Origin of the sequence: Streptomyces avicenniae, assembly GCF_000719135.1 — a bacterium.
Classification (GTDB): Bacteria; Actinomycetota; Actinomycetes; order Streptomycetales; family Streptomycetaceae; genus Streptomyces; species Streptomyces avicenniae.
This window is the reverse complement of record NZ_JOEK01000019.1, coordinates 51,800-75,156: the sequence shown is the minus strand read 5'-3', so window position 1 is coordinate 75,156 and position 23,357 is coordinate 51,800. Positions and strand designations below refer to the sequence as shown.

Here is a 23,357-nt window from a genome sequence, read left to right as displayed (position 1 = left end):
TTTACGTCGCAGGTGGCAGCCATCTTTCTGCCCCGAAGCGCCACTTGCCCTGCCGCCGTCCAGATGTATAGTCAACGGCCATGGACAGGCCCCTGCACGAACGCATCGCGGACGACCTCCGCCGCCGGATCGCCTCGGGCGAGCTGCCGGTCGGCGCCACGCTGCCCTCCGAGGCCCGGCTCTGCGAGGAGTGGGCCGCCTCCCGCGGGCCCGTGCGCCAGGCCCTCGGCACGCTGCGGGCCGAGGGCCTGATCGGCGGCGGACGCGGACGGTCACCCGAGGTGCGCACCGGGCAGGTGCCGCAGCCGTTCGACACCCTGCTGTCCTTCTCCCGCTGGGCCGAGCGGATCGGCCGCGTGCCCGGCCAGCGCATCCAGGAACTGGCCCTGCGCCCGGCCCGCCGCGAGGTCGCCGACGCGCTGGCCGTGGACGAGGGCGAGACCGTGGTCGAACTGCTGCGGCTGCGCCTGCTCGACGGGCGGCCCGCCATGGTGGAACGCACCGTCTTCGTCGAGCACGTCGGCCGTCTGCTGTTCGACTTCGACCTCGACTCGGGGTCGATCTACGCCTACCTCATCGAGCGCGGCGTCGAACTCGCCCTCGCCCGCCACGTCTTCGACGCCGTCCCGGCCGACGACACCGACGCCCGGCTGCTGGGCGTCCCGGCCGGGACGCCGCTGCTGCGCGAACGCCGCCGCGCGGGCAGCCTCGCCGGGGAGCCCTACGAGTTCTCCGACGACCGCTACCGGCCCGACCAGGTCACCTTCACCATCGAGAACGCCCAGCAGGCGCCGCCCATGGTGGGCCGCGCCTCCGGGTCCGTCACAGAAAGCGTCCTGACATGAACGACGCCGTCCCGGCAGAACTCGCCGTCCTCGACATCGCGGGCACGACCGTCGAGGAGCACGGCGCCGTGTACGAGGCGCTCGCCGACGCCGTGGCCGCGGCGTCCCCCGTCCCGCCGTCCGCCGACGCCATCCAGCGCTGGATGGGCGCGGACAAGCGGGAGGCGATCCGCAGCCTGCTCCCCGGCGAGCCCGACGAGGCGCGCGTCGGCGCGGTGTTCACCGACTTCCGCGCCCGCCTCGACCGCGCCTACCGCGACCGCCCGCCGACGCCGCTGCCCGGCGTCCCCGAGGCCCTGGCCGCCCTGCGCGCCGCCGGGGTCCGCGTCGCGCTGACCACCGGGTTCGACCGCCAGGTCACGGACGCGCTGCTCGCGTCGCTCGGCTGGGACGGCGGGACGGTGGACGCGGTGACATGCGCCGACGACGTGCCCGCCGGACGGCCCGCGCCGTACATGATCTTCCGCGCGATGGAGGCGACGGGCGTCCGCGACGTGTCGCGGGTCCTCGTCGCGGGGGACACCACGCGCGATCTGCGCGCGGGCGTCCACGCGGGGGCGGCGTACGTCGTCGGCGTGCTGACGGGGCAGACCCCGGCCGCCGTGCTCGGCGCGGAACGCCACACCCACCTCCTGCCGGGGGTCGCCGACATCCCGGCCCTCCTCGGCATCCCATACCACGCCCAACAGGCGGCGTAAACCTGGCCGTTCAGGGCGAGGCGGTCAACCGCCCGTGGAAAGGCGCGCCGACCTGCCCAGCAGCCGCCGCGCGAACGTACGTCGCGCGGGCCGAACCACCACGCGGCCGTGCGTCTTCCTGCCGACCAGTTCGACGCGCAGCGCGACCGGAGTGTACGGATGCGCCTCGGCCCTGAGGTGCTTCACCACGCAGTGCCTCAGACGCAGGCCGTCCGTATCGACCACGACACCCGGCCGCGTGACCAGCGTCAGGGTCTTCCCTCTCATCGCCACCTCGACCCGCAGGGTGTCGTGCGTGATCACCGCATCGGTGAAGTCGAGCGTCACCGCGCACCACCGCACGGCAAGCTCCAGCTTCCGCGGCACCACCCAGCGCCCCACGCGCTCGACCGCGCTGCCGTGGACCCGCTCGATCCTGACGACGTCCTTGCCACTCGTGGCCGTTACGGGCGGCAGGTCGGCGGTGAGCGCGGCCAGTTCGCCCACGGTCCGCGCGGTGAGGGCGGCCTCCAAGCGCTCGTCCAGCTCCTCGGCGGTCAGCCGTCCCTCCCCGGCCGAGACCCGCAGCACGTCCGCCGTCCGGTCACGGTCCGAATGAGAGGCGCGGAGCCCGGACGGCGAGCCGGGGCCGGAGCGCTTCCCGGTCGGGGAGATCTTTCCCAGCATGCTTCCGTCCTCGTCGCCCGTCGGCCGTGGTCCCCGCGCGACGCGGACGGCGGCGCGACGAGAGCAGTGGCGTGGCGCACCATCATGCCGAGGCCCGGACGCCACAACAAGCCGGTCGCGCCCTCCGCCGGTGGTTCAGATCATCGAGTGCGGGCCGATGCGGTGGTAGGCGCGGTCGTGGAACACCAGCGGCGACACCCCGGCCCGCACCTCCGCCCGCTGCGCGAGCAGCGAGATGAGGAAACTGCCGCCCACCGCGGTCCGTTCCAGGACGCGCGCCCTGATCCAGGCGTGCGCGCCGTCGATGACGGGCTCGCCGGTGGGCAGCGTGGACCAGCCGCCCGCCGCGAACCTGTCGATGCCGCTGGTGGCGAACCGCGCGGAGACGTCGTCCTGGTGGTCGGCCAGGAAGCTCAGCGCGAGCGTGTCGGTGGCGGCGATCGCGGGCCAGCTGGAGGACGTCGCGGCCAGCGAGAACGCCAGCAGCGGCGGCGCCGCCGACACCGAGATCACCGAGGTCGCGGTGAAGCCGACCGGACGCCCGCCGTGGTGCAGCGCCACGACGGCCACACCGGCGGGGTGCTGCCGGAAGACGGCCTTGTACTCCTCGGCGGACACGGTGGCCCCGCCGGTGCGCGCGCCGATGGTCATCGGCCCTCCTCCTGACCGGCCGCACGCGCCAGCGCCTGCGCCGAACGCGCCAGCCAGGCGTCGATCGCCTGGCCGCTGTCCGCGAGCTGCGCCTCCGTCACGGCGAACGCGCGGGCCGGGACCACGGCCCCCAACTCGACCAGCAGCGGACGCAGATGGACCTCCCCGGCCAGCGCGTGCGCCGGGCTGCCCGAGACGACGAGCGGCACCGCCGTCACGCCCAGCAGGCCGTCCGCCGGGTACAGGTCGAGGAACGCCTTCAGCAGCCCCGTGTAGGACGCCTTGTAGACGGGGGTGGCGATCACCGCGATCCGCGCCTGCGCCAGGGTCGTCAAGGCGGCGTCCGCGGACGGGTGTTCAGGCGTCAGGATCTCGCCCGCGAAGTCGGCCAGGTCGAGGGTGGTCACGGGCGTGGTGACCCCGAGCCGTTCCGCGACGGCCCTCGCCGTGGCCTCGGCGACGGCCAGGGTGCGGGATCGGGGGCGGGGGTTGCCGGAGAGCGCGACGACGGACGGCGGGGTGGAGGACACGGGCGGTTCCTTTCCTGAACGGCCGGGGGTCGGGGTGGCGGAAGAGGTGGTGCCGGGCGCGGCGGCCATCAGAGGGCCTTGCCCGGGTTGAGGACGCCGAGCGGGTCGAACGCGTGCTTGACGCGGCGCTGGAGCGCCAGCGCGGGCGCGCCCACCTCGGCCTCCAGCCAGGCGCGTTTGAGCGCCCCGACGCCGTGCTCGCCGCTGATCGTGCCGCCGAGGCGCAGCGCGAGGCGGAAGATCTCCCCGACCGCCGCGCGCACCGCCGCCGGGTCCGCGTGGTCGGCGAGCACGATCGGGTGGATGTTGCCGTCGCCCGCGTGGGCGAACGTGAAGATCCGCACGCCGGTGGCCGCCGAGAGCGCCGTCAGCGCCTCGGCCGCCTCCGCGAGCCGCGACCTGGGCACCGCGATGTCCTCGATGAGGACGCGCCCCAGCCGCTCGATCGCGGGCAGCGCCTGGCGCCGCGTCCGCAGCAGGTCCTCGGCCGCGACGGGGTCGGCGGTGACCTCGGCGCGGAGGGCGGTGCGCCGCAGGATCGCGCCGACCGCCTCGATCTCCGCGTCGGCGGCGAACCCGTCGGTCTGCGCGAGGACGAACGACGCGTCCCCTGCGAGCGGTTCGCCGCGCAGCCGTGCGACGGCCTCCAGCGTGGCCGCGTCCAGGAATTCGAGCACGCTCGGCCGCAGCCCCGCGTCCAGCACGGCGGCGCAGGCCGCGGCGGCGGCGTGCGGCGAGGCGAAGTGGGCGGTGGCCGTGCCGGTGCGCGCCGGTACGGGCTGGAGCCGCAGCGTCGCCCCGACCACCACGGCGAGGGTGCCCTCGGAGCCCGTGATCAGGGACGTGAGGTCGTACCCGGCGACGCCCTTCACGGTCTCGCGGCCGGTGCGCAGCCGCGTCCCGTCCGCGAGGACGACGTCGAGGCCGAGCACCGCGTCGCGCGTGACGCCGTACTTCACGCAGCGCAGGCCGCCCGCGTTGGTGGCGATGTTGCCGCCGATCGTGGACAGGTCGGCGCTGGCCGGGTCGGGCGCGTACCGCAGGCCGTGCGCGCGGGCGGCCAGGTCCAGGTCGGCGGTGATCACGCCGGGCTCGACGACGGCGAGGGCGTCGTCGGGCCGGATCTCCAGGATGCGGTTCAGCCGCGTCAGGTCGAGGACGACGCTGCCGTCCCCCGCCGTGGCCCCGCCCGCCAGCCCCGTGCCCGCGCCCCGGGGCACCACGGGGACGCGGTGCGTCCCGGCCCAGGCCAGGGTGGCGGCGACCTCGTCGGCGGAGCGCGGCCTGACGACCGCGCGGGGCAGGCCGTCCGGCAGGTGCCCCGACCGGTCGGTGGACGCGCGGCGGCGGTCGTCCGCCGTGGTGGAGATCGCGCCGGGCCCGAGCGCGCCGCGCAGCGCGTCCAGCGCCGGGGCGGTCTCCTGCTGCGCCGTCATGACAACGCGGTTTCGCCGAGGGGCACTTCGCGGGCGATGACGGGCGCCTGCGCGCCGAGCCGCAGCCGTTCGAGGAACAGCACGACGGTCGCGGCCACCGACCGGTGGGTCACGTCGTTGAGGATGTCGTGCAGCCCGTCCTCGATCGCGACGAGCGAGGACGTGCCCAGCGCGCGGTGGAGCGCCACCGCGTCGGGCAGCGGGCTGACGCCGTCGGCCGCGCCGTGCACGGCCAGCGTCGGCACGTCCACCGGGGTCAGGGCGGCGAGCAGTTCGGGGATGCCCTGGGTGTCGCGCAGCCCCGCGGTGGCCTCGCGCGCCAGGACCAGACGGTGGTTGGGGCAGGCCGTCCGTCCGGCGATCTCGCTGTCCAGGTCGCCCTGTTCGTCGGCGTCACGCGTGGGCACACCCGCGAGGACCACGCCGTCCACGGCCGCGCCGTGGCGCGCGGCGAGCCGCAGGGCGTGCAGGGCTCCCGTGTCGGAGCCGACCAGGACCAGGGGGCGCGGCGTCGTGTCGTCGGCGAGCGCGGCCTCGACGAGGGCGGCGGCGTCGCCCGGCGCGTCGTCGCCGCCCCTGACGGCGACGACGCGGTAGGCGTCGGCGGCCAGACGGCTGCCGAACCGCCGGTAGACCTCGGGGGTCTCGCCGCGTCCCGGCAGCAGGACGAGCGTGCCGCGCGGGAGGAGCCCGGCGGGCTCGGTCCAGGTCAGGGACGGGGCGTCGGAGCGGGGCGTGGCGGTCATGACGTGAGGACTCCTGTCGGCTCTTCGGTGTCGGGGCCGGAAGCTGGGGCTGTGGGTGTGGCGGTGGGCGGGACGGGTGGCGGCAGCAGGGCGAACACCTCGGCGATGTCGCGGGCCCCCGGGCGTTCCCCGGCCAGGGCCGAGGCGCCGAGGACCCGTTGGAGCGCGGCGTTGACCGGCGCGGCCACGCCGTGGAGGCGGCCGAGGAGCGTGATCTCGCCGTTCAGGAAATCGACTTCGCTGGTCGTGCCGCGCGCGAAGCTCTGCCAGGTGGACTGCTGGCCCGGGACGTAGCCGCCGCCCGGCACGAGGGACGCCTCCGCCGGGTCGTACGTGCGCTCGGTGTCCGGGTCGGCCGGTTCGTACCCGGCGGCGGCCAGGACGGCGCGCGCCTCCTCGGTGGCGCGCCGCCGCACGTCGGCCAGCGCGTCGGGCGCGCCGGTGAACAGCTCGGTGGCGTTGGTGACGTTGTGCAGCAGCTTCCACGCCTTCCAGCGCGTGACGTCGGCGACGGCCTGCGCCAGCCAGCCCGCCGCCCCGGCGTCGGCGACGAACCGGACCGCGACTGCCGGCGGTGGCGCGGCGGGCGGGAAGGCGCCGACGACGAGCTGCCCGGTCTTCGGCGCCGCGCCCGTCACGACCTCGCCCGGGACCAGGCAGCGCGCGGCGACCATCGCCGTGCCGCCGACGACGGTGGAGAAGTGGCGGGCGGCGGCCCGTTCGGCGTCCAGGCCGTTCTGGAGGGTGATCACCGGCAGGTCGGCCGCGAGACCGCCGCCCGCCAGGGGCCGCCACGCCCAGTCGGCGAGGGTGGCGTGCGCGTCCTGCGTCTTGGTCGCGAGGACCAGCACGTCGTCGCGCGTCAGCGGGACGTCCGCCGGGCCGCCCACGACCGGCACGGGCACCCGTACGGTCCCGCCCGGCGAGGTGCGGACCAGGCCGCGTTCCCGCACGGCGTCGAGCGCCGCGCCCCTGGCCGACAGGACGACGGGCACCCCGGCCAGATGCAGATCCGCCGCCAGCGCGCCGCCGACGGCCCCGGCGCCGATCACCACGTAGCGCGTCATGACCCGCCCCCGCCGCCGGTCAGCCCGAGATGCCCGCCGAGCGTGCGCGCCTCGTACGCCGTCCGGTACACCCCGGCGCGCTGGAGCAGCGGCACGACCTGCTCCACGAACCGTTCCACGCCAGAAGGCTGGAGCGGCAGCAGCAGGTTGAAGCCGTCCACGCCCTGCCGGAACCAGCCGGTCAGGGTGTCGGCGATCTCCTGCGCCGTGCCGTGGACGTGCGTCTGGATGTTGCCGAAGCCACCGGCGTACAGCCGCTCCGCGACCTGCCGTACGGTCAGCCCGCCGCGCGTGGCCAGCGTCCTGGCGAGCCCGGCGATGCTGGCGCCGCCGACCTGGTCGGGGTCGGTGGGCAGCGCGTCCACGGGCAGCGGACCGTCCGGGTCGAGGCCCGCGAGGTCGGCGCCGACGACCGGGCCCAGCCAGCGGATCGGGTCGATGACGCCCCGGTGCACGGCGTCCAGCTCGTCGGCGAGGCGGTGGGCCTGCGCCGTCGTGTCGGCGAGATAGGGGATGACGCCGGGCAGGACCCGCAGCGAGCGGGGGTCGCGGCCGTGCCGCGCGGCGCGTGCGCGGATGTCCGCGTCCAGGGACTGCGCGTCCTCGATGCCGTACCCGCCCGCGTACACGACGTCGGCCTGCCGGGCGGCGAGGTCGCGGCCCCTGGCGGAGCCGCCCGCCTGGACGATCAGCGGGCGGCCGTGCGCGGCGCCTGGCACGGCCGCCCAGCGCTCCCTGACGGTGGTGAGGAACGCGTCGGCGCGTGCGTAGCGCCGCTCGTGGTCCGGCTGCCGGTCGAGGCCGAAGTTCCTGGCGAGCCGGTCGCCGGTGGACGCCACCGCGTTGAGCGCGGCCCGGCCCTCGCTGACGTTCTGGAGCGACGCGGCGCGGTCGGCCACGGTCACCGGGTCGTTGTACGTCGTGGAGACGGTGCCGATCAGCCCGATCCGTTGCGTCTCCACGGCGATCGCCGTCAGCAGCGTCAGCGGCTCGAAGCGGTGCGGGACGCTGCGCTCGTCGGCGCCGAGCGCCGGGCTGTCGGCGAGGAACACCGCGTCGAACAGGCCGCGTTCGGCCAGCCGTGCGACCTCCACGTAGTGGTCCGGGCGCAGTTCGGCGCCCGGGACGCTCGCCGGGTGGGCCCAGGCCGCGGTGTGACGGCCGACGCCGCTCATGTTGAGGCTCAGGTGCATACGGCGGCCGGTGGTGTGCGTGGTCATCGGGAGTCCTCCTCGGCGGGCCACAGGCCCAGCGGACCGCCGGGCGGCGTCGGCAGGTTCAGCGCGCCGAGCACGCGGTGACGGCGGCCGGTGAACCTGGTGTCGGGCACCCGCGACGCGTCGAAGTAGCGGCCGGTGGCGCGGTCCGCGAGGATCGCGTCGGCCGGGAAGCTGTCCCACAGCGCGCGGACGGCCGCCACGTACTCGGCCCAGCCCTCCGCGTCCCCCTCGCCGCCACGGGCGAGCAGCACCCGTCCCGGGCCCAGGTGCGCGAGCGACGCCAGGACGCGGGCGGCGTTGTAGGGGGCGGTCCGGGCCGGGTCGATCGGCACGGCCAGGCGCAGCGTGCCGGTGACGCGCAGGAGCGCGGCGGCCAGCGTCGTCGCCTCGGTCGCGGACGGCTGCCCGTCAGGGCCCGGCAGCAACAGCACGTGCGCCCCCGCCCGTTCGGCGCGCACGGCGGCCTCGCGGACGGCGGGCCAGGTGGCGGCGCGCGGATCGAGCCCCGCCTCGGCGAGCAGCGCGCTCAGGGTGACGGTCTCGCCGGTGGGTGGTGGGGCGGGTGGGGTGCTCATCGGGCGGTCTCCCTGTCGGCCGCGTCGGGGTGTTCGGCGCGCGGCTGGTGGAACGGATCGGCGACCGCGGCCAGCAGGTCGCGGGTGTAGGGGTGGGAGGGCTCGGCGAACACGGCCTCGGCCGAGCCGTGTTCGAGCACGGCGCCGTGCCGCATGACCAGCACCTCGTCCGCGATCTGCCGCACCACGGCGAGGTCGTGCGAGATGAACACGTAGCTGACGCCCAGCTCGCGCTGGAGCCGCGTCAGCAGGTCGAGGATCTGCGCCTGCACCGTCACGTCGAGCGCGGAGACCGGCTCGTCGCACACCACGATCTCCGGCCGCAGCACGAGGGCGCGCGCGATCGCCACGCGCTGCCGCTGGCCGCCCGACAGTTCGCGCGGGCGCCGGTCGGCCAGGTCGGACGGCAGGGCCACCGCGTCGAGCATCTCCTCGACGCGGGCGTCCCGTTCACGCGGCGTGCCGATCTTGTGGGCTCGCAACGGCTCGGCGACGACGCGGCGCACGGTGAAGCGCGGGTCGAGCGACGTGTACGGGTTCTGCTGGACGATCTGGAGCCGCCGCCTCGCCTGCCGCAGCCCGGCCGCACCGAGCGTCGTCAGCTCCGTCCCGTCGAGCAACACCGAGCCCGCATCGGGGTGTTCGAGGCCGAGCAGGATGCGCGCCGTCGTGGACTTGCCCGAGCCCGACTCGCCGAGCACGGCCACCGTCCGGCCGCGCCCGACGTCGAAGCCGACGTCATCGACCGCCCGTACGGCGTCCGCGCTCCCTGCCCTCCCGAACGTCTTCACCAGGCCGCGTACCTTGAGCAGCGGCTCCCCCTCGTCCCGCCGTTCGCGCGCCGGGATCAGCCGCCCGCTGCGCAGGCTGGGGGTGTCGGCCAGCAGGTCGCGCGTGTAGCCGCGCCGTGGCGAGGTGATCAACTCCCGCGCGTCGCCCTGCTCCACGACCTGCCCCTCGCGCAACACCACGATGCGGTCCGCGCGTTCGGCGGCCATCGCCAGGTCGTGCGTGATCAGCAACAGCGCGATGCCGTGCTCGGCGCTCAGCCCCGCCAGGTGGTCGAGCACGCGGCGGCTCACCGTGGCGTCCAGCGCGCTCGTCGGCTCGTCGGCGATCAGCAGGCGAGGGCCCGCCGCGATAGCGATCGCGATCAGCACGCGCTGCCGCATCCCGCCCGACAACTCGTGCGGGAACTGCCGCGCCCGCAGCTCCGGCCGGTCGATGCCGACCTCGGCCAGCAGCCGCAGCGCGTGCCCCGCCGCGTCACGGCGCGACGCGATGCGGTGGATGACCAACGCCTCGGCGATCTGGTCGCCGACCCGCGCGGTCGGGTTCAGGGACGCGCCCGGGTCCTGCGGCACGAGCCCGATCTCCGCGCCCCGCAGCCGCCGCAGCCCCGCGCGGGACAGGGCGGCGACGTCCTGGCCCGCGTACGTGATCCGGCCGCCGGTGACGCGGGCGCCCGGCGCCAGCATGCCGTTGACGGCGTGCGCCGTCGTGCTCTTGCCCGAGCCCGACTCGCCGACGACGGCGACGGTCTGGCCCGCGTGCACCTCAAGGCTGACGCCGCGCACCGCCTCCCGCGTCCCGCCGCGCACGCGGTACGTGACGCGCAGGTCTTCAATGCTCAGCAGCGGGCCGGTGTCCGCCGCGCCGTCGGCCGGGCCGGGCGCGACGGTGACGCCCCGGCCGGGCGATGCGGCGCTCATATCCGCTCCCCGCGCGCGTCGAACCAGCGGGAGAGACGGTTGGTCGCCAGCACGGTCGCCGCGATGACGAGGCTGGGCAGCAGCGCCACCCACCAGGCCGTCGCCAGGTAGTCACGCCCCTCGCTGACGATCTTGCCCCACTCGGGTGTCGGCGGTGGCTCCCCGTAGCCGAGGAAGCTGAGCGCGGACACGGACAGGATCGCCGTGCCGAACTCCAGCGTGGACAGCACGAGCGCCGGGCCGACGGCGTGCGGCAGGACGTGCCGCAGCAGCACCTGCGGCCCGCGTACGCCCAGCGTCGTCGCCGCCTCCACGAACGGCGAGCTGCGCACGCGCAGCGCCTCGGCCCGCGTGATCCGCGCGAACGCCGCCACGGACGCCACGCCCACGGCGACGGCCACGTTCGTGATCCCGAAGCCCAGCGCCGCGACGATCGCCAGCGACAGGAGGAGCGAGGGCACGGCCAGCAGGATGTCCACGAGCCGCATGATCACGGCGTCCACCGGCCCGCCGAGGAACCCGGAGACGAGGCCGAGCGTGCACCCGGCGCCGAACGCGATGGCCACCGCGATCAGCGGCGCGCGCAGCGACAGCCCCGCGCCGTGCACGACCCGGGCGTAGACGTCGCGCCCGAGGTGGTCGGTGCCGAACCAGTGCTCGGCGCTCGGCGGGCGCAGCTTCTCCAGCACCTCGCCCTCGACCGGCGACTGGTGGGCGAGCAGCCCGGGGGCGAACGCGGCGAGCACCGCGAGGCCCAGGACCAGGAAGGACAGCACGACGCCCGGCCCCGGTCGGCGGCGGACGCGCCCCCGCGCGGCGGCGGGCGTGTCGGTGAGGGTCATCGGGTCGCCTCCGTGAGGGTGACGCGGCGGTCCAGCAGCGGATAGGTCAGATCGACCAGCAGGTTGACGACGACGAACACCAGGGCGGACAGCAGCACCACGCCCTGGACGACGGGGAGGTCCTGGCGGGTGACGGCGTCCGCCGTGAGCCGCCCGACGCCCTCCCGGGAGAACACGGTCTCGGTCACGACGGCGCCGCCCAGCAGGTTGCCGATCACCATGCCCGTGGCCGTCAGGCTGGGCCCGGCGGCGTTACGGACGGCGTGCGCGAGGTGCAGGCGCAGGCGCCCCGCGCCCTTCGCGGTCGCCGTGTCGATGTATCCCTGGTCCAGCACCTCGCGCAGGCTGCGCGCGAAGATCTGCGCGACGGTCGCCGTCACCGGCAGCGAGAGGGTCAGGGCGGGCAGGACCAGGCTCTCGAACCCGTCCGTCCCCCCGGAGGGCAGCGCTCGCCACTGGAAGGACACCACCTGGATCAGCACCAGGCCCACGGCGAACGTCGGGAACGAGATGCCCAACGGGGGCACGGACATGAGGAGTTCACGCAGCGCGCGGCTGCGGGCGTGCGCCGCCAGGCTGCCGATGACCAGCCCCGCCGTCACCCCGACGAGCAGGGCGGCGACGGCGAGGCGGGCCGTGTGCGGCAGGGCGCTGCCGATCATCGACACCACGGGCGACCCGGTGTGCAGCGACACGCCCATGTCGCCGGTCAGGAGCCCGCCGAGCTGGCGCACGTACTGGAGCGGGAGCGGGTCGTCGTACCCCTGCTCCGCGCGCAGCCGGGCGATCTCCTCCTGGCTGAGCGCCGAGTCCCCCGAGCCGGAGAGCTTGATGGACAGCGCGTCGCTCGGCAGGACGGACAGCAGCACGAACGCGAGGGTGAACGTCCCCAGCAGCACGGGCAGCGCCTGAAGAGCGCGCGAGGCGAGATACTTCGCCATGGTCGGGTCCTCCGGGTCGGGGGCGGGCGGCGGTGGCGGCGCGGTGGTTACGCGTCGAGCCAGACGTCGTAGAGGCTGAGGCGCGAACTCGCCTCGAAGTGGAAGCCCTTGACGACCGGCGCGTAACTCATCACGCCCGCCAGCTCGTACAGCGGGATCGCGTACGCCTGGTCCACCAGCTCCTGCGTCGCCTCGGTGATCAGCTCCTGCCGCCGCTGCGGGTCGCTCTCGCCCGACTGCTCCTGGAGCACGTCGTCCACGGGGCGGGGCTCGGGGGCGCGGTTCTGGTTGCGGCCCGTGACGCCGAAGACGGCGCGGGCGGCGTCCGCCTCGGCGCGGTGGAACGGCGTGTACCACAGGTCCCATTCACCGCTGGCCTCGGCGGCGGCGAGGTCGGCCGGTGCTTCCAGACGGATCTGGAGGTCGATGCCGATCTCGCGCAACTGCCCTTGCAGCAGCTCCATCATGGGCGACGCCTGCCGCCCCGCGTGGTAGAGCGCCAGCAGTTCGAGCCGCTGCCCGTCCTTCTCCCTGATGCCGTCCTCGCCTGGGACCCAGCCGGACTCCTCCAGCAGCTCCACGGCCTGCTCCGGGTCGTACGTGATGCCGTCGAGGGGTTCGAAGAAGGGGGTGGCCGAGGTGATGACGTTCTGCGCGACCTTGTCGTACTCGGTCAGGACCCCGGCGACGATCTCCTCACGGTCCGCGCCCAGCAGGATCGCCCGGCGGACGTTGACGTCCGAGATCAGCGGGCGCTCCAGGTTCGGCACCAGGTTCACGCCGACGCCCGGGTAGGGGCGGCCCAGGACACCGAAGCCGCTGGCCTCCAGGTTGGGGACGTCCTCGGTGAGCGGGATCGTGTCGATGTGCAGCTCGCCGGAGCGCAACTGCCCGGCGCGCACGCCCGATTCGGGGACGACCTCGAAGTTGACCGTCTCGACGTACGCCTCGCCGGTGTGCTCGACGGCGGGGGAGGCCCAGTCGTAGCCGTCGCGCCGTGAGAGCACGATGCGCTGTTCGGGTTCGTAGCTGTCGATCACGAACGGCCCGGCCGCCACGATGTCACCCGCGCACCGCTCCTCGGGCGTGAGGGCGAGGGTGGCGGGCGCGAGGATGCCGAGGGTGATGGTGGCCGTGCCCTGGAGGAACTGGACGTTGGGGTGGTCGAAGGTGACGGTGACCGTCTGCGGGTCGATCACCTCGGAGCCCGTGTAGCCGTCGAGGTACGTGGACGCCAAGGGGGCCACGCCCGGGCCGAGTTCGGTGATCCTGTCGAAGTTGGCCGCGACCGCCTCCGCGTCCAGCGGGGTGCCGTCGCTGAAGGTGACGCCGTCGCGCAGGTGGAAGGTGTAGGACGTCGCGTCGGGCGCGCTCTCCCACGACTCCGCGAGCCAGGGCGTGATCTCGCCGGTCTCCGGGTCCTGGTCGGTCAGCGAGTCCGCTATCTGGCGGGCGACGAAGATCGTGACGTTGGACGAGTTCTGGTGCGGATCGACGCAGGCCACGCTCGTGTTGAGGCCCACCGCGAGGGTGCCTCCGGCGGTGGGGGTGCCGCCGTCGCCGCCCGCTCCGGGGGAGGCGGCGTCCTCCGTCCCGGCGCAGGCGGTGGCGAGGGAGAGGACGAGGGACAGGGCGACGGCCGCCGTGGCGGTGTGCCGGGCGCGGCGTCGGGGGTGGTGGTCGGCGGGTCTGCGGACGGGGCGCATGGTGGTTCCTCGGGGCGCGGTGATGGCGGGAGTTGGGGGTTCTTCGGGATCTGCGGGGACGGCCGTGGTCAGTGGGTGGCGACGGCCTCGGACGGTGCGGCGAAGGGCGATCCGGGCGGCGGGACGGGCGGTCCCGACGGCAGGCGCGACCCGCCGCGCTCGCGCAGCGCCAGCTCCTCACGGACCAGCGGCAGGACGTAACGGCCGTAGTCCACGGCGTCGTTGAGGTTGTCGTAGCCGCGGATGGAGATCAGCTCGGCGCCCAGGTCGATGTAGTCGAGGATGGCGGCGGCGACCGTCTCCGGCGTGCCGACCAGCGCCGTGGACGCGCCACGCGCGTTCGTGGCAGTGGCGACGGGCGTCCACAGCGCGCGGTCGTGCAGCTCGCCCCGGGCCGCGATGTCGAGCAGCCGCTGCGAGCCCACGTTCGCCGGGCGCTTGTCGCCCTGCGGCCAGCGGGCGAGCGCCGCCTCCGCCTCCGGGCGCCGCAGCGCGTCCAGCACCTGGTACGCCTTCTCCCAGGCAAGCTCCTCGGTGGCCGCCACGATGGGCCGGAACGTCACCCAGATACGCGGCCGGTCCGTGCGTCCCGCGAGCGCGGCCTGCTCCGCGACGGCGGCGATCTGCTCGCGTGTCTCGGCGAGCGGCTCGCCCCACAGGCCGAAGATGTCGCCGAGCGCGCCGCCGACACGGTACGCCTCCGCCGAAGAACCGCCCACGGAGACGGGGATGGTGCCGTTCACCGGCCGGTACTGCGCGCGGAAGTCCTCGAAGGAGTAGTACGTCCCGGCGTGGTCGAACGGACCGTCCGACGTCCAGACCTTCCGCAGGATCTCGACGAACTCGGCCGAGCGCGCGTACCGTTCCTCCTTCGGCAGCCGGTCGCCCTCCCTGGCCTGCTCGTGGTCGTCGCCGCCCGAGATGATGTGGACGGTGGCGCGCCCGCCGCTGAGCTGGTCGAGCGTCGCCAGGGCCTTCGCCGCGACCGTGGGGTAGACGGTGTTGGGCCGCAGCGCCACGATCGGCCGCACGCGCTCGGTGTACTGCGTGATCGCCGCCGCCACGCCGAACGGGTCGTAGCCCGCGGAACCGTACGGCAGGAGCGTGTAGTCGAAGCCGTACTCGTCGAGGGCGCGGGCGTAGCGGACGAGGAACGCCCGGTCGATCCCCTGCCCGGGGCGGGGATGCAGCTCGGTGGAGTCGTTGACGTAACTGGCGCTGATGAACTCGACGGTCATGCGGTCGCTCCTGGGATGGCGTCGTGGGCGGAGGGGACGGGGCTGCTGGGGGAGGGCGAGGGGCCCGTGGCCACGGGGCGCGCCGGGTCGGCGCTCCACGCCGACCAGGAGCCGGGGAAGAGCGCCGCCTCGCGGCCCGCGACGGCCAGGGCGGCGACGGTGTGCGCGGCCGTCACGCCTGAACCGCAGTAGACGGCCACCGTGTCGTCGGCCCCGGCGCCCAACGCGTCGAAGCGCGCGGCCAGTTCGGCGGCGGGGCGGAACCGGCCGTCGCCGGTGAGGTTGTCGCCGGTCGGGGCGCTCAGCGCGCCGGGGATGTGGCCCGCGCGCGGGTCCACCGGCTCGTGCTCCCCGCGGTACCGCTCGGCCGCCCTCGCGTCCAGCAGCACGCCGCGCGCCGGGAGTCCGGCGGCCTCGTCGGCGTCGATCACCGGGCGGTGGCCGTAGGAGAGGCGCACGTCGCCCGGCGGCGGCGCCGCTTCCTCGCCGCTCACCAGCGGCAGACCTGCGGCACGCCACGCGGCGAGCGTCCCGTCCAGGATGCGGACGTCGGCCAGGCCGGCGTGGCCGAGGAGCCACCAGGCGCGGGCGGCGGCCAGCCCGCCCGCGTCGTCGTACACGACCACCGTGTCCTGGGCGCGGATGCCCCAACGGCGGGCCGCCGCCTGGAGATCGGCGACGGACGGCAGCGGGTGACGGCCGTCCGTCGGCACCCCGTGACCCGACAGCTCGGCTTCGAGATCGACGTAGACGGCGCCCGGCAGGTGACCGTCGCGGTAGGCGGGCCGTCCGTCGGGGACCCCCAGCGCCCAGCGGACGTCCAGGATGCGGACGTCGTGTCCACGGGTGAGGAGGGAGTCGAGCGCGTGCGGGGACACGAGCACGGGCATGGCGATGCTCCTGAGCATGATGCGGAGGCCGCTCACGGCGCGGGAGGACCGCGGGCGCCCAAGGGGGCCCACGGGTGCGCCGGAGAAGGCACCGGAGGAGAGGGAGGCGAAGGCGAAGGCGAGGGTCCGACGCGGGCCGGGTGACGGTCAGCCCGTCAGCGTGGCGTCGTCGGGTCCGGTGGCGGAACGGTCAGCGGACCGGACAGGGACGACAGCGACATCGCGGCGCGGGGCCCGCGCCGGGCAGCACACGGTGCGGCCTGAGGCCGTCCGTGTGTCCTTCGCTGCGTGTCATGCGGACCACCCTAGGCCGCCCCGCGAGGCCCGTCCAACAGTGATTCCTGATGGAAACCGATCAGCGGAGGCGATGACGGCCCGGCGGGCGGGCGGCGTCCCGTCAGCCGTCGAGCAGCCCGGCCGCCGGGGCGGGGGAGCCGAGCGGGCCGGGACGCAGGCGGCTGAAGAAGTCCTCCATGGCCGCGAGACCGGCGGCCTCGAGATCGATGTCGAGGCCACGGCGCGTCGTCAGATGGACTCCGGCGAGGCCCAGGTCGGGAAGGTCCGCGCGCTCGGTCAGACCGGGCAACGGCCGTCCGGACGACGGGAGTACGGCCACGCCGAGCCCCGCTCGCGCCGCGCCCATGACCCCTTCGAGGCTGGTCGATTCCGCGACGACGTCCACGGTGTAACCGGCCTCGGCCAGCTCGTGCAGGGCGCGCTGGCGCATCCCGCACGGCTCGACGTAGGCGACCAGCGGCCACCGCTCCTTGCCCGACGGCGGCTGCCACGACGGCGACGCGTACCAGGACAGCGGGAGCGACCCGACCTGACGGCCCGGCGTGTCCGCGGCTGTGCTGAGGATCACCGCCAGGTCGATGGCGCCCTTGGCGACGGCCTCGGTCATCTTGGTCGAGCGGTCGATGTGGAACTGCACGGTGTGGTGCGGGTAGGCGGCGCGCAGCGTGGCCAGCACCCCGGGCAGCACCTGGTCGGCGGCGGTCTCGGCCGAGCCGATGACGATCCGCGACTGCCCGGAGGCCACCAGACGCTCCAGCGCCTGGTCGTGCACCGACAGGATGCGGCGTGCCTCGACGAGCAGCCGCTCACCGGCGTCCGTGAAGCGCGTACGTCGGCCGTCCCTGCGGACCAGCTCGGAGTTCAGCCGCTTCTCCAACTGCCTGACGTGCTGGCTGACCGTGGGCTGGCTCAGGTGCAGCGCGGAGGCGGCCCTGCCGAAACCACCACAGTCCGCGATGGCGACGAAGCTGCGGAGCTGCGCGAGGTCAAGGGAGTCAGCCACGCGTCGATGCTAGGGGCTCTCCCGCCTGCTGAGAAGACCGTCCCGGAATCCGGGCATCGCGCCCCTTTCGCCCGGCTCCGGTTCTCAGAGGGCCGGGTGGTGGGGAGCTTGCGCGCGCTCAGCTTGAGCACACACGCGAGAGGCCCGCCTTGCCCGCTGTCGTTCGCGCGCGTGCTGTCGTTGAGCCCACAGCCTCCCAGCGAGCAGCCGCGACCGGGAAGTGCTCGCCTTGGGAGCGGGGCATGAGGCGCTTTCGACCGCCGCCCCGCCCCCGTTCCGCGCGGATCGCCCGGGGCGTCGGACCTGGTGTGCGTGTGCGGTCATGTGTCCGAGCGGTAGCGGATCTCCGTGAACGGCCAGTCGGTGGTCAGCCAGGCCAGGACGGACCTGTACAGCGGGTCGTCCAGGTCGGCGCGGTCGGCGGTCACCCAGGAGCTGACGTCCGCGACGGACGCGGCCGACTTCGTCGGGTAGATGTAGACGCAGCCGACGACCCCGTCCGCCTCGTCGAGCACCGTGTACGTGAAGCCGATCCGCTTCTCGAAGTCTCCGGCGTGGCGCGTCAGGTCCCGCAGGTTCTCGGCGAGGCTCATCCCCCCGAGCGGCGGCCACCTGCCGTCGGGGAAGTCGGGGGTGGCGCGGATGTGGTCGATGCTCGACGTCCAAGCGGCGTGGTCGGCGGCGTTGTGCCGCGGCCCGAGGGGCTCCAGACGGAATCCGTCACACGACAGGCCCGAGGGCACCGCGAAGTCGGCGGGAACGAAGGGCTGTTCAGACATACGGCGACCGTATCGGGCCGGTCTGTCAGGGACCAACGCCTTTTGTGCCGGGCTCGTCACCCGCCCTGCGAGGCGCGCCGTGGCCGTGGTCTACCGTGCCGGTCATGGAAACGGACGACTGGCTGGCGGACACCCGGACCTCCTACGACACGGTCGCGGCCAGCTACGCCGACCTGGTGCGCGGCCGTCTCGCCGGGCAGCCGTACCTGCACGCGGCCCTCGACCTGTTCGCCGGGAGGGTACGGGCCGCCGGTGGCGGGCCGGTGGCCGACGTCGGGTGCGGCCCGGGCCTGGTCACCGCCCACCTGCACGGCCTCGGCCTGGACGCCTTCGGCATCGACCTCTCGCCCGGCATGATCGAGCTGGCCGGTCGCGACCACCCCGGCATCCGGTTCGAGGTGGGCTCGATGACGGACCTGCGCCTGCCCGCCGCCTCGGTGGCCGGGCTGATCGCCTGGTGGTCGCTCATCCACCTCCCCGACGACGAAGTCCCCGCCGCCCTACGGCACTTCCACCGGGTGCTGCGCCCCGGCGGGCCGTTGCAGATCGGATTCCACGTCGGCGACAGGGCGCACCTCAAGACGGAGGGCTACGGCGGCCACCCGATGAAGGTCCACGTCCACCACCGCACGCCCGACCGGATGGCGGCCTGGCTGCGCGACGCCGGGTTCACGGTCGATGCCCACCTGCTGCTCGACCCGGACGCGCCGACTCCCCAGGCGATCCTCTTCGCCCACCGCACGCCCTGACCCGCCCGCCCCGGCGGCGCGCGCCGGTCACCCGGCCGACCCGGCCGCCGTCAGCAACTGGGCGGTGGCCGCCGCGATCAACGCCTCGCGCCCCGGGTGCCGCCTGGCGTGCAGGACGATGCGCCGCCTGACCACCGGGTCCGTCAGCGGCCTCGCCACCAGGCCGCGGGACAGGCCCGTCACGGCGAGGCGGGGCAGGACCGTGACGCCGATCCCGGCGGCGACCAGGCTGAGCGCCGCGTGGTGGTCGTCGAAGCGGGCGACGTACCGGGGCGTGAACCCGGCGGCGGCGCAGGCGCCGAGGATGATCCGCCCGATCGGGCTGTCGTAGATGTCGTGGTCGATCCACGGCTGCTCCCGCAGCTCGCCGAGCGCGATCGACGCCGCCCCGGCCAGCGGGTGCGCGGCGGGGACGACCGCGAGCAGTTCCTCGGTGAGCAGTTCGTGCCGCCGGTACCCGTCGAGGCGCAGGCCCGCGCCGTCCACCGGTTCGGTGCGGATGTCCAGGTCGGCCTGCCTGCGGCCGTGGCCGTTGACGGGCTCGTTGAGGCTCACCTCGACCGTGAGGTGCGGCCGGAGGCCGCGCACCGCCAGAACCACCCCGGCGATCAGCGTCTCGGCCGCCGACGCGAAGCAGGCGATCGCCAGGTGCTCCGCCTGGCCCGCCCGCAGGTCCTCGACGGTGCGCTCAAGACGGGCGAGGTCGGCGAACAGGGGCCGCGCCTGCTCGGCGAGCCGGAGCGCGGCGTCGGTCGGGGCGATGCCCCGGCCGTCCTTCTCGAAGAGGACGAGCCCGGTCTCCTTCGCGAGCGCCGCGAGGTGCTGGCTGATCGTCGCGGGGGAGTACGTCAGGTTCCGCGCGGCGGCGCTGACCGAGCCCGCCGCGAGGACGGCCCGCAGGATCGCGAGACGGTGGATGTTCAGCATGGATCGTCAGGCTATACCGAACGATCCCCCGGCTTTCTCCGCTTGTTGCGGGCGATCGCACGGGCGAGGGTGGTGCCTGTCGGAACACCGCGCCTCCGCCGCGAGGCACCCCCGGTGAGGGAGAGGGCATGGACACGGAATTCTGGGAAGACGCCGACCGGCTGCTGATCCGCTACGGCGCGGCCTTCAGCCCACGCGTCATCGCACGCGCCGCCGGTGCCCACGTGTACGACGAACAGGGCACGCCCGTCCTCGACTTCACCTCGGGCCAGATGAGCGCCGTCCTCGGCCACGCCCACCCCGACATCGTCGCGGCCGTCTCCACGGCGGTCGGGACGCTCGACCACCTCTACAGCGGCATGCTCAGCCGCCCGGTCCTCGACCTCGCCGCCGCGCTCGCCGCCACCCTGCCGCCCGAGCTGGGGAAGACGCTCCTGCTCACCACCGGCGCCGAGTCGAACGAGGCGGCGATCAAGATGGCCAAACTCGCCACCGGCCGCTACGAGATCGTCTCGTTCGACCGCTCCTGGCACGGCATGAGCCAGGGCGCGGCCTCGGCGACCTTCTCGGCCGGACGCCGCGGCTACGGCCCGCCCGTCCCCGGCAACCTCACGCTGCCGACGCCCTACGCCTACCGGTCGCCGTTCCGCGCCGCCGACGGCTCCCACGACTGGGCCGCCGAGCTGGACCACGGCTTCGACACGATCGACCGCCAGTCCTCGGGAAGCCTCGCCGCCTGCCTCGTGGAGCCCATCCTGTCCTCCGGCGGCATCATCGAGCTGCCGCCCGGCTACCTCGCCCGGCTCAGGGAGCACTGCGACCGGCGCGGGATGCTGCTCATCCTGGACGAGGCGCAGACGGGCCTCGGCCGCACCGGGACCCTGTACGCCTTCGAGCGCGACGGCGTGGTCCCCGACCTGCTGACCCTCTCCAAGACCCTCGGCGCCGGACTGCCCGTCGCCGCCGTGCTCACCGGCGAACGCATCGAACGCCTCTGCCACGAACGGGGCTTCCTCTTCTTCACGACCCACGTGTCCGACCCCCTCGCCGCGACCGTCGGGGCGACGGTGCTGCGCGTCATCCAGCGCGACGGCCTCGTGGAGCGCGCGGCGTCACTCGGCCACCAGCTCTCCGCCAGGCTCACGGACCTCCGCGACCGTCACGACATCGTCGGCGACGTGCGCGGCCGTGGACTGCTCCAGGGGCTCGAACTGGTCACCGACCGGCGGAGCAGGACGCCCGCCGACGCGATCGGGCAGGCCGTCACCCGGGATTGCCTCGACCACGGCCTGCACCTCAACATCGTGCAACTCCCGGGCATGGGCGGCATCTTCCGCATCGCGCCGCCGCTCACCGTGACGGAGGACGAGCTGCACGCCGGGCTGGACATCCTCGCCGCGGCCATCGGACGTGCCGCCTCCCGGCGGACCGCCGCCTGAGCGCGCGCCCCGGCCCGGGGGGCTACCGGGCGGCGGTGGCGGGGATGCGCTCGGCCACCAGGTCGGGCCGGTCCGTCGTCAGCGCGTGCCCCGCGCCCGGCACGATCTCCACCGTGGCGGAGGGTACGAGCCCGCCGAGGCGGTCGGCGACCTGCCGGGAGTCGTGGAGTGCGCTGCGCGCCCCGAGCAGGAACAGCGAGGGCACCCGCACGGCGCGCAGCGCGTCGTCGGAGAGGACGGGGGGCGCCGGGAGCGCGCGGCGGAAGCCGACGGACGCGCGTGCCAGGCGCATCAGCCCTTCGTCCTCGATCGTGCGGTTGGCGACGAGGCGGGCCAGGCGGGGGCGGAGCGCGCGCGGCGCCGCCCCGGCCAGCCCTCCGGCGATCAGCCATGCGTAGAACCGCGGTCCCGGATCGGCGAAGCCCGCCGGATCGACCAGGGTGAGGGTGGCGGCCCGGCCGGGGTGGTGGATCTGGTGGGCGAGCGCGAGCCAGCCGCCGTAGGAGCAGCCGACGACATGGGCCGCCGTCACCTCAAGGTCGGCCAGGAGCTCGTCCAGCCAGGCCGCGCCGTCGCGGCCGTCGCGGACGGGCGCGGTCTGCACGCTGGCGCCCGCCTCGCCGATCGTGTCCACGGCGATGACCTGACGGTGCCGACCGAGCGCCTCGACGTACCGGTGCCACATCAGCGCGTTCCCGCCCGCTCCCGGCAGCAGCACGAGCGGCGCGCCGCCCCGTGGCCCGGTCCGGTAGACACGCGTGACCCCGAAGGCGGTCGGGACGTCGAGCGCCGTACGCGGCCCCGGCCACAGCTCTTCGAGCGCCCGCCCGTAGGCGGCGCGGAAGCGGTCGGCGGCCCTGTCGTTCCTGAACTCCCCGATGTTCATGGTACATGTGTATCACGTTTTATGATACTGCTGTACCGCGAACGAGAGGTCGTCTCATGCCCCTGCGGGTCGATCACGAGGAACGCAGAAGACACATCGCCGAGGCGCTGCTGCGCATCGCCGACACCCAGGGCCTCCAGGCGGCGAGCATGCGCGCGGTCGCCGCCGAGGCAGGCGTCTCCCTCCGGCTGGTGCAGTACTACTTCGACACCAAGAAGGCGCTGCTGCTCGACGCGTTGGCCAGGCTCGGCGCGCAGCTCCAGGCGCGGATGGACGCGTGGATCCGCGCGGCGGGCTCCCCGCCCACACCGCGCGGCATCGTGACGGCGCTCCTGTCGTGCATCCTGCCGACCGACCAGGAGAGCCGCCGCATCACCAGGACCTACGCCGCGTACCACGCCCTCGTCCTCAACGAACCCGACGTCCTGGACAAGCAGGGCACGCTCCACCCCGACCTGCTGGAGTCCTTCCTCGCCCGGCACCTCCGCGCGGCCCAGCGCGCCGGGGAGATCGACCCCGCCAGGGACCCCGAGATGGCCGCCGCCGGGCTGCTGGCCATGACCAACGGCCTCGGCTCAAGCGTCCTGGGCGGCCAGCGCACCGGCGACGCCGCGCTGGCGATCCTCACGCACCACCTGGACGAGCTGTTCCGCTCACCCTGAGCCCCCGGCACCGTCCGCCCACCGCCACGGGACCTGCACGGGAGCCCGCCGCCACCACCATCCGCCCACGGGGCGCGGCAGTTCCCCGCCGCCGTCCTCCGGGTGAGCGCGGAGAAGGGCGTCCAGCTCCCCGGTCGCGCGGGACAGGGACTCCCGCAGCTCCGCCGGTACGGTCGCCAGCCGCGCCTCAAGGGCGTCACGCGTCCGCAGGTCCACGCGGTACGGCTCCTCCGGATTGCGGCCCGTGGGCGCCCAGCCCCCCGCCATCCGGCGTACCAGCCGCTCCCACAACAGCAGGCGTTCCCGCGCCCTGTTCACCGGGTCGCCGCCTCGCGCGCGCCGCTCCGGGTCGGCGACGGCCGTCCACGCGTCCGTCGTGGGGGTCGGGACGTGTCCGCCGCGTAGATCTCGGGCAGCAGCCCGACACGCGCGAAGGGCAACCGGCACCGGCGCCTCCACGGCATCGACGGTGAACGCGACGTCGGGACCGTCCGACGGCGTCACCCGTACCCGCGTCACCTCGCCCTCCGGCGTGACGAGCCAGTAGGCGGACGGGACGTTCTCCGCCGCCTCCCTGAACACGACCGTGCCCGACCGCCACGCCAGGACGGCCGCCAGTCCCGCGGTGTCGAGGGCGGGGACCAGGTGTTCCCCGAGCTGGATCTCCAGCCACGCGCCGAGGTCGCCGCCCACGGTCAGCCGGTCGCACAGGACCGGCGCGGTCCAGCGGCGGCCTGGCCGGTCGATCCCCTCGTCCCCGGCCACGTCCACCTCGTCCACCGAGACCCCGAACACGTCGGCCAGCACGGCGGCCAAGGCCCGAGGGGCAGCCGGTCGAGCATCAGGAACGAG

Annotated in this window: 24 protein-coding genes; 5 read left to right on the top strand and 19 right to left on the bottom strand. The window is 74.8% G+C overall.

Annotation, left to right across the window (positions count from 1 at the left end):
• Positions 1-80: 80 nt before the first annotated feature.
• Both IF27_RS27620 and IF27_RS27615 read left to right on the top strand, forming a co-directional pair.
• The gene (locus IF27_RS27620; RefSeq protein WP_052852581.1) at positions 81-845 is read left to right on the top strand and encodes a GntR family transcriptional regulator; all 765 of its coding nucleotides are present in this window, start codon (positions 81-83) and stop codon (positions 843-845) included.
• The gene (locus IF27_RS27615; RefSeq protein WP_052852580.1) at positions 842-1,543 is read left to right on the top strand and encodes a phosphonatase-like hydrolase; all 702 of its coding nucleotides are present in this window, start codon (positions 842-844) and stop codon (positions 1,541-1,543) included. The genes IF27_RS27620 and IF27_RS27615 overlap by 4 nt, the downstream gene beginning before the upstream one ends.
• A gap of 24 nt (positions 1,544-1,567) precedes the next feature.
• Here IF27_RS27615 and IF27_RS27610 read toward each other — a convergent pair whose 3' ends face one another.
• From IF27_RS27610 to IF27_RS27535, 16 genes are all read right to left on the bottom strand, one after another.
• The gene (locus IF27_RS27610) at positions 1,568-2,209 is read right to left on the bottom strand and encodes a DUF1707 SHOCT-like domain-containing protein (RefSeq protein WP_052852579.1); all 642 of its coding nucleotides are present in this window, start codon (positions 2,207-2,209) and stop codon (positions 1,568-1,570) included.
• A gap of 135 nt (positions 2,210-2,344) precedes the next feature.
• On the bottom strand, positions 2,345-2,860 hold the full coding sequence (locus IF27_RS27605) for a flavin reductase family protein (protein WP_052852578.1): 516 nt from the start codon (positions 2,858-2,860) through the stop codon (positions 2,345-2,347).
• A complete protein-coding gene (locus tag IF27_RS27600) occupies positions 2,857-3,390 on the bottom strand; it encodes an NADPH-dependent FMN reductase (protein WP_052852577.1) in 534 nt (177 codons plus the stop codon). Before IF27_RS27600 ends, IF27_RS27605 begins: the two co-directional genes overlap by 4 nt.
• A 68-nt stretch (positions 3,391-3,458) precedes the next feature.
• Positions 3,459-4,826 carry an FAD-binding oxidoreductase gene (locus IF27_RS27595; protein WP_052852576.1) on the bottom strand — a complete coding sequence of 456 codons (1,368 nt, stop codon included), beginning with the start codon at positions 4,824-4,826 and terminating at the stop codon, positions 3,459-3,461.
• Positions 4,823-5,572, bottom strand: a complete 750-nt coding sequence (locus IF27_RS27590) for an alpha/beta hydrolase (protein WP_052852575.1) — start codon at positions 5,570-5,572, stop codon at positions 4,823-4,825. The genes IF27_RS27595 and IF27_RS27590 overlap by 4 nt, the downstream gene beginning before the upstream one ends.
• Complete coding sequence (locus tag IF27_RS27585) at positions 5,569-6,639, bottom strand: ketopantoate reductase family protein (protein ID WP_052852574.1); 1,071 nt, start codon at positions 6,637-6,639, stop codon at positions 5,569-5,571. The genes IF27_RS27590 and IF27_RS27585 overlap by 4 nt, the downstream gene beginning before the upstream one ends.
• Entirely contained in the window at positions 6,636-7,859 is a 1,224-nt protein-coding gene (locus IF27_RS27580; protein WP_052852573.1) for an LLM class flavin-dependent oxidoreductase, read from the bottom strand. The genes IF27_RS27585 and IF27_RS27580 overlap by 4 nt, the downstream gene beginning before the upstream one ends.
• Complete coding sequence (locus IF27_RS27575) at positions 7,856-8,434, bottom strand: LLM class flavin-dependent oxidoreductase (protein WP_052852572.1); 579 nt, start codon at positions 8,432-8,434, stop codon at positions 7,856-7,858. The genes IF27_RS27580 and IF27_RS27575 overlap by 4 nt, the downstream gene beginning before the upstream one ends.
• Complete coding sequence (locus IF27_RS27570) at positions 8,431-10,146, bottom strand: dipeptide ABC transporter ATP-binding protein (protein ID WP_110946303.1); 1,716 nt, start codon at positions 10,144-10,146, stop codon at positions 8,431-8,433. Before IF27_RS27570 ends, IF27_RS27575 begins: the two co-directional genes overlap by 4 nt.
• Positions 10,143-10,988, bottom strand: a complete 846-nt coding sequence (locus IF27_RS27565) for an ABC transporter permease (protein ID WP_052852571.1) — start codon at positions 10,986-10,988, stop codon at positions 10,143-10,145. Before IF27_RS27565 ends, IF27_RS27570 begins: the two co-directional genes overlap by 4 nt.
• Complete coding sequence (locus IF27_RS27560) at positions 10,985-11,929, bottom strand: ABC transporter permease (RefSeq protein ID WP_052852570.1); 945 nt, start codon at positions 11,927-11,929, stop codon at positions 10,985-10,987. Before IF27_RS27560 ends, IF27_RS27565 begins: the two co-directional genes overlap by 4 nt.
• 47 nt (positions 11,930-11,976) lie before the next feature.
• Positions 11,977-13,635: an ABC transporter substrate-binding protein gene (locus IF27_RS27555; RefSeq protein ID WP_052852569.1), complete on the bottom strand. Its 1,659-nt coding sequence runs from the start codon at positions 13,633-13,635 to the stop codon at positions 11,977-11,979.
• 68 nt (positions 13,636-13,703) lie between these two features.
• Positions 13,704-14,873, bottom strand: a complete 1,170-nt coding sequence (locus tag IF27_RS27550) for an LLM class flavin-dependent oxidoreductase (protein WP_052852568.1) — start codon at positions 14,871-14,873, stop codon at positions 13,704-13,706.
• Entirely contained in the window at positions 14,870-15,763 is an 894-nt protein-coding gene (locus IF27_RS27545) for a sulfurtransferase (protein WP_110946302.1), read from the bottom strand. The genes IF27_RS27550 and IF27_RS27545 overlap by 4 nt, the downstream gene beginning before the upstream one ends.
• 397 nt (positions 15,764-16,160) lie before the next feature.
• Positions 16,161-17,063, bottom strand: a complete 903-nt coding sequence (locus tag IF27_RS27540; RefSeq protein ID WP_052852567.1) for a LysR family transcriptional regulator — start codon at positions 17,061-17,063, stop codon at positions 16,161-16,163.
• A gap of 320 nt (positions 17,064-17,383) precedes the next feature.
• Positions 17,384-17,842 carry a hypothetical protein gene (locus IF27_RS27535; protein ID WP_052852566.1) on the bottom strand — a complete coding sequence of 153 codons (459 nt, stop codon included), beginning with the start codon at positions 17,840-17,842 and terminating at the stop codon, positions 17,384-17,386.
• A gap of 104 nt (positions 17,843-17,946) precedes the next feature.
• Between IF27_RS27535 and IF27_RS27530 the strand changes: the two genes are divergently transcribed.
• Positions 17,947-18,591 carry a class I SAM-dependent DNA methyltransferase gene (locus tag IF27_RS27530; RefSeq protein ID WP_052852565.1) on the top strand — a complete coding sequence of 215 codons (645 nt, stop codon included), beginning with the start codon at positions 17,947-17,949 and terminating at the stop codon, positions 18,589-18,591.
• A gap of 27 nt (positions 18,592-18,618) precedes the next feature.
• On the opposite strand, the gene IF27_RS27525 is transcribed toward IF27_RS27530, so the two are convergent.
• Positions 18,619-19,518, bottom strand: coding sequence for a LysR family transcriptional regulator (locus IF27_RS27525; protein WP_052852564.1), 900 nt, complete (start codon positions 19,516-19,518; stop codon positions 18,619-18,621).
• Between the two features lie 128 nt (positions 19,519-19,646).
• On the opposite strand from IF27_RS27525, the gene IF27_RS27520 reads away from it, so the two are divergent.
• The gene (locus IF27_RS27520; protein ID WP_052852563.1) at positions 19,647-20,957 is read left to right on the top strand and encodes an aspartate aminotransferase family protein; all 1,311 of its coding nucleotides are present in this window, start codon (positions 19,647-19,649) and stop codon (positions 20,955-20,957) included.
• Between the two features lie 22 nt (positions 20,958-20,979).
• On the opposite strand, the gene IF27_RS27515 is transcribed toward IF27_RS27520, so the two are convergent.
• Entirely contained in the window at positions 20,980-21,843 is an 864-nt protein-coding gene (locus IF27_RS27515; RefSeq protein ID WP_052852562.1) for an alpha/beta fold hydrolase, read from the bottom strand.
• A gap of 62 nt (positions 21,844-21,905) precedes the next feature.
• On the opposite strand from IF27_RS27515, the gene IF27_RS27510 reads away from it, so the two are divergent.
• On the top strand, positions 21,906-22,505 hold the full coding sequence (locus IF27_RS27510) for a TetR/AcrR family transcriptional regulator (protein ID WP_110946309.1): 600 nt from the start codon (positions 21,906-21,908) through the stop codon (positions 22,503-22,505).
• On the opposite strand, the gene IF27_RS27505 is transcribed toward IF27_RS27510, so the two are convergent.
• Positions 22,497-23,321: a hypothetical protein gene (locus IF27_RS27505; protein WP_052852560.1), complete on the bottom strand. Its 825-nt coding sequence runs from the start codon at positions 23,319-23,321 to the stop codon at positions 22,497-22,499. The genes IF27_RS27510 and IF27_RS27505 overlap by 9 nt on opposite strands.
• Between the last annotated feature and the right edge of the window lie 36 nt (positions 23,322-23,357).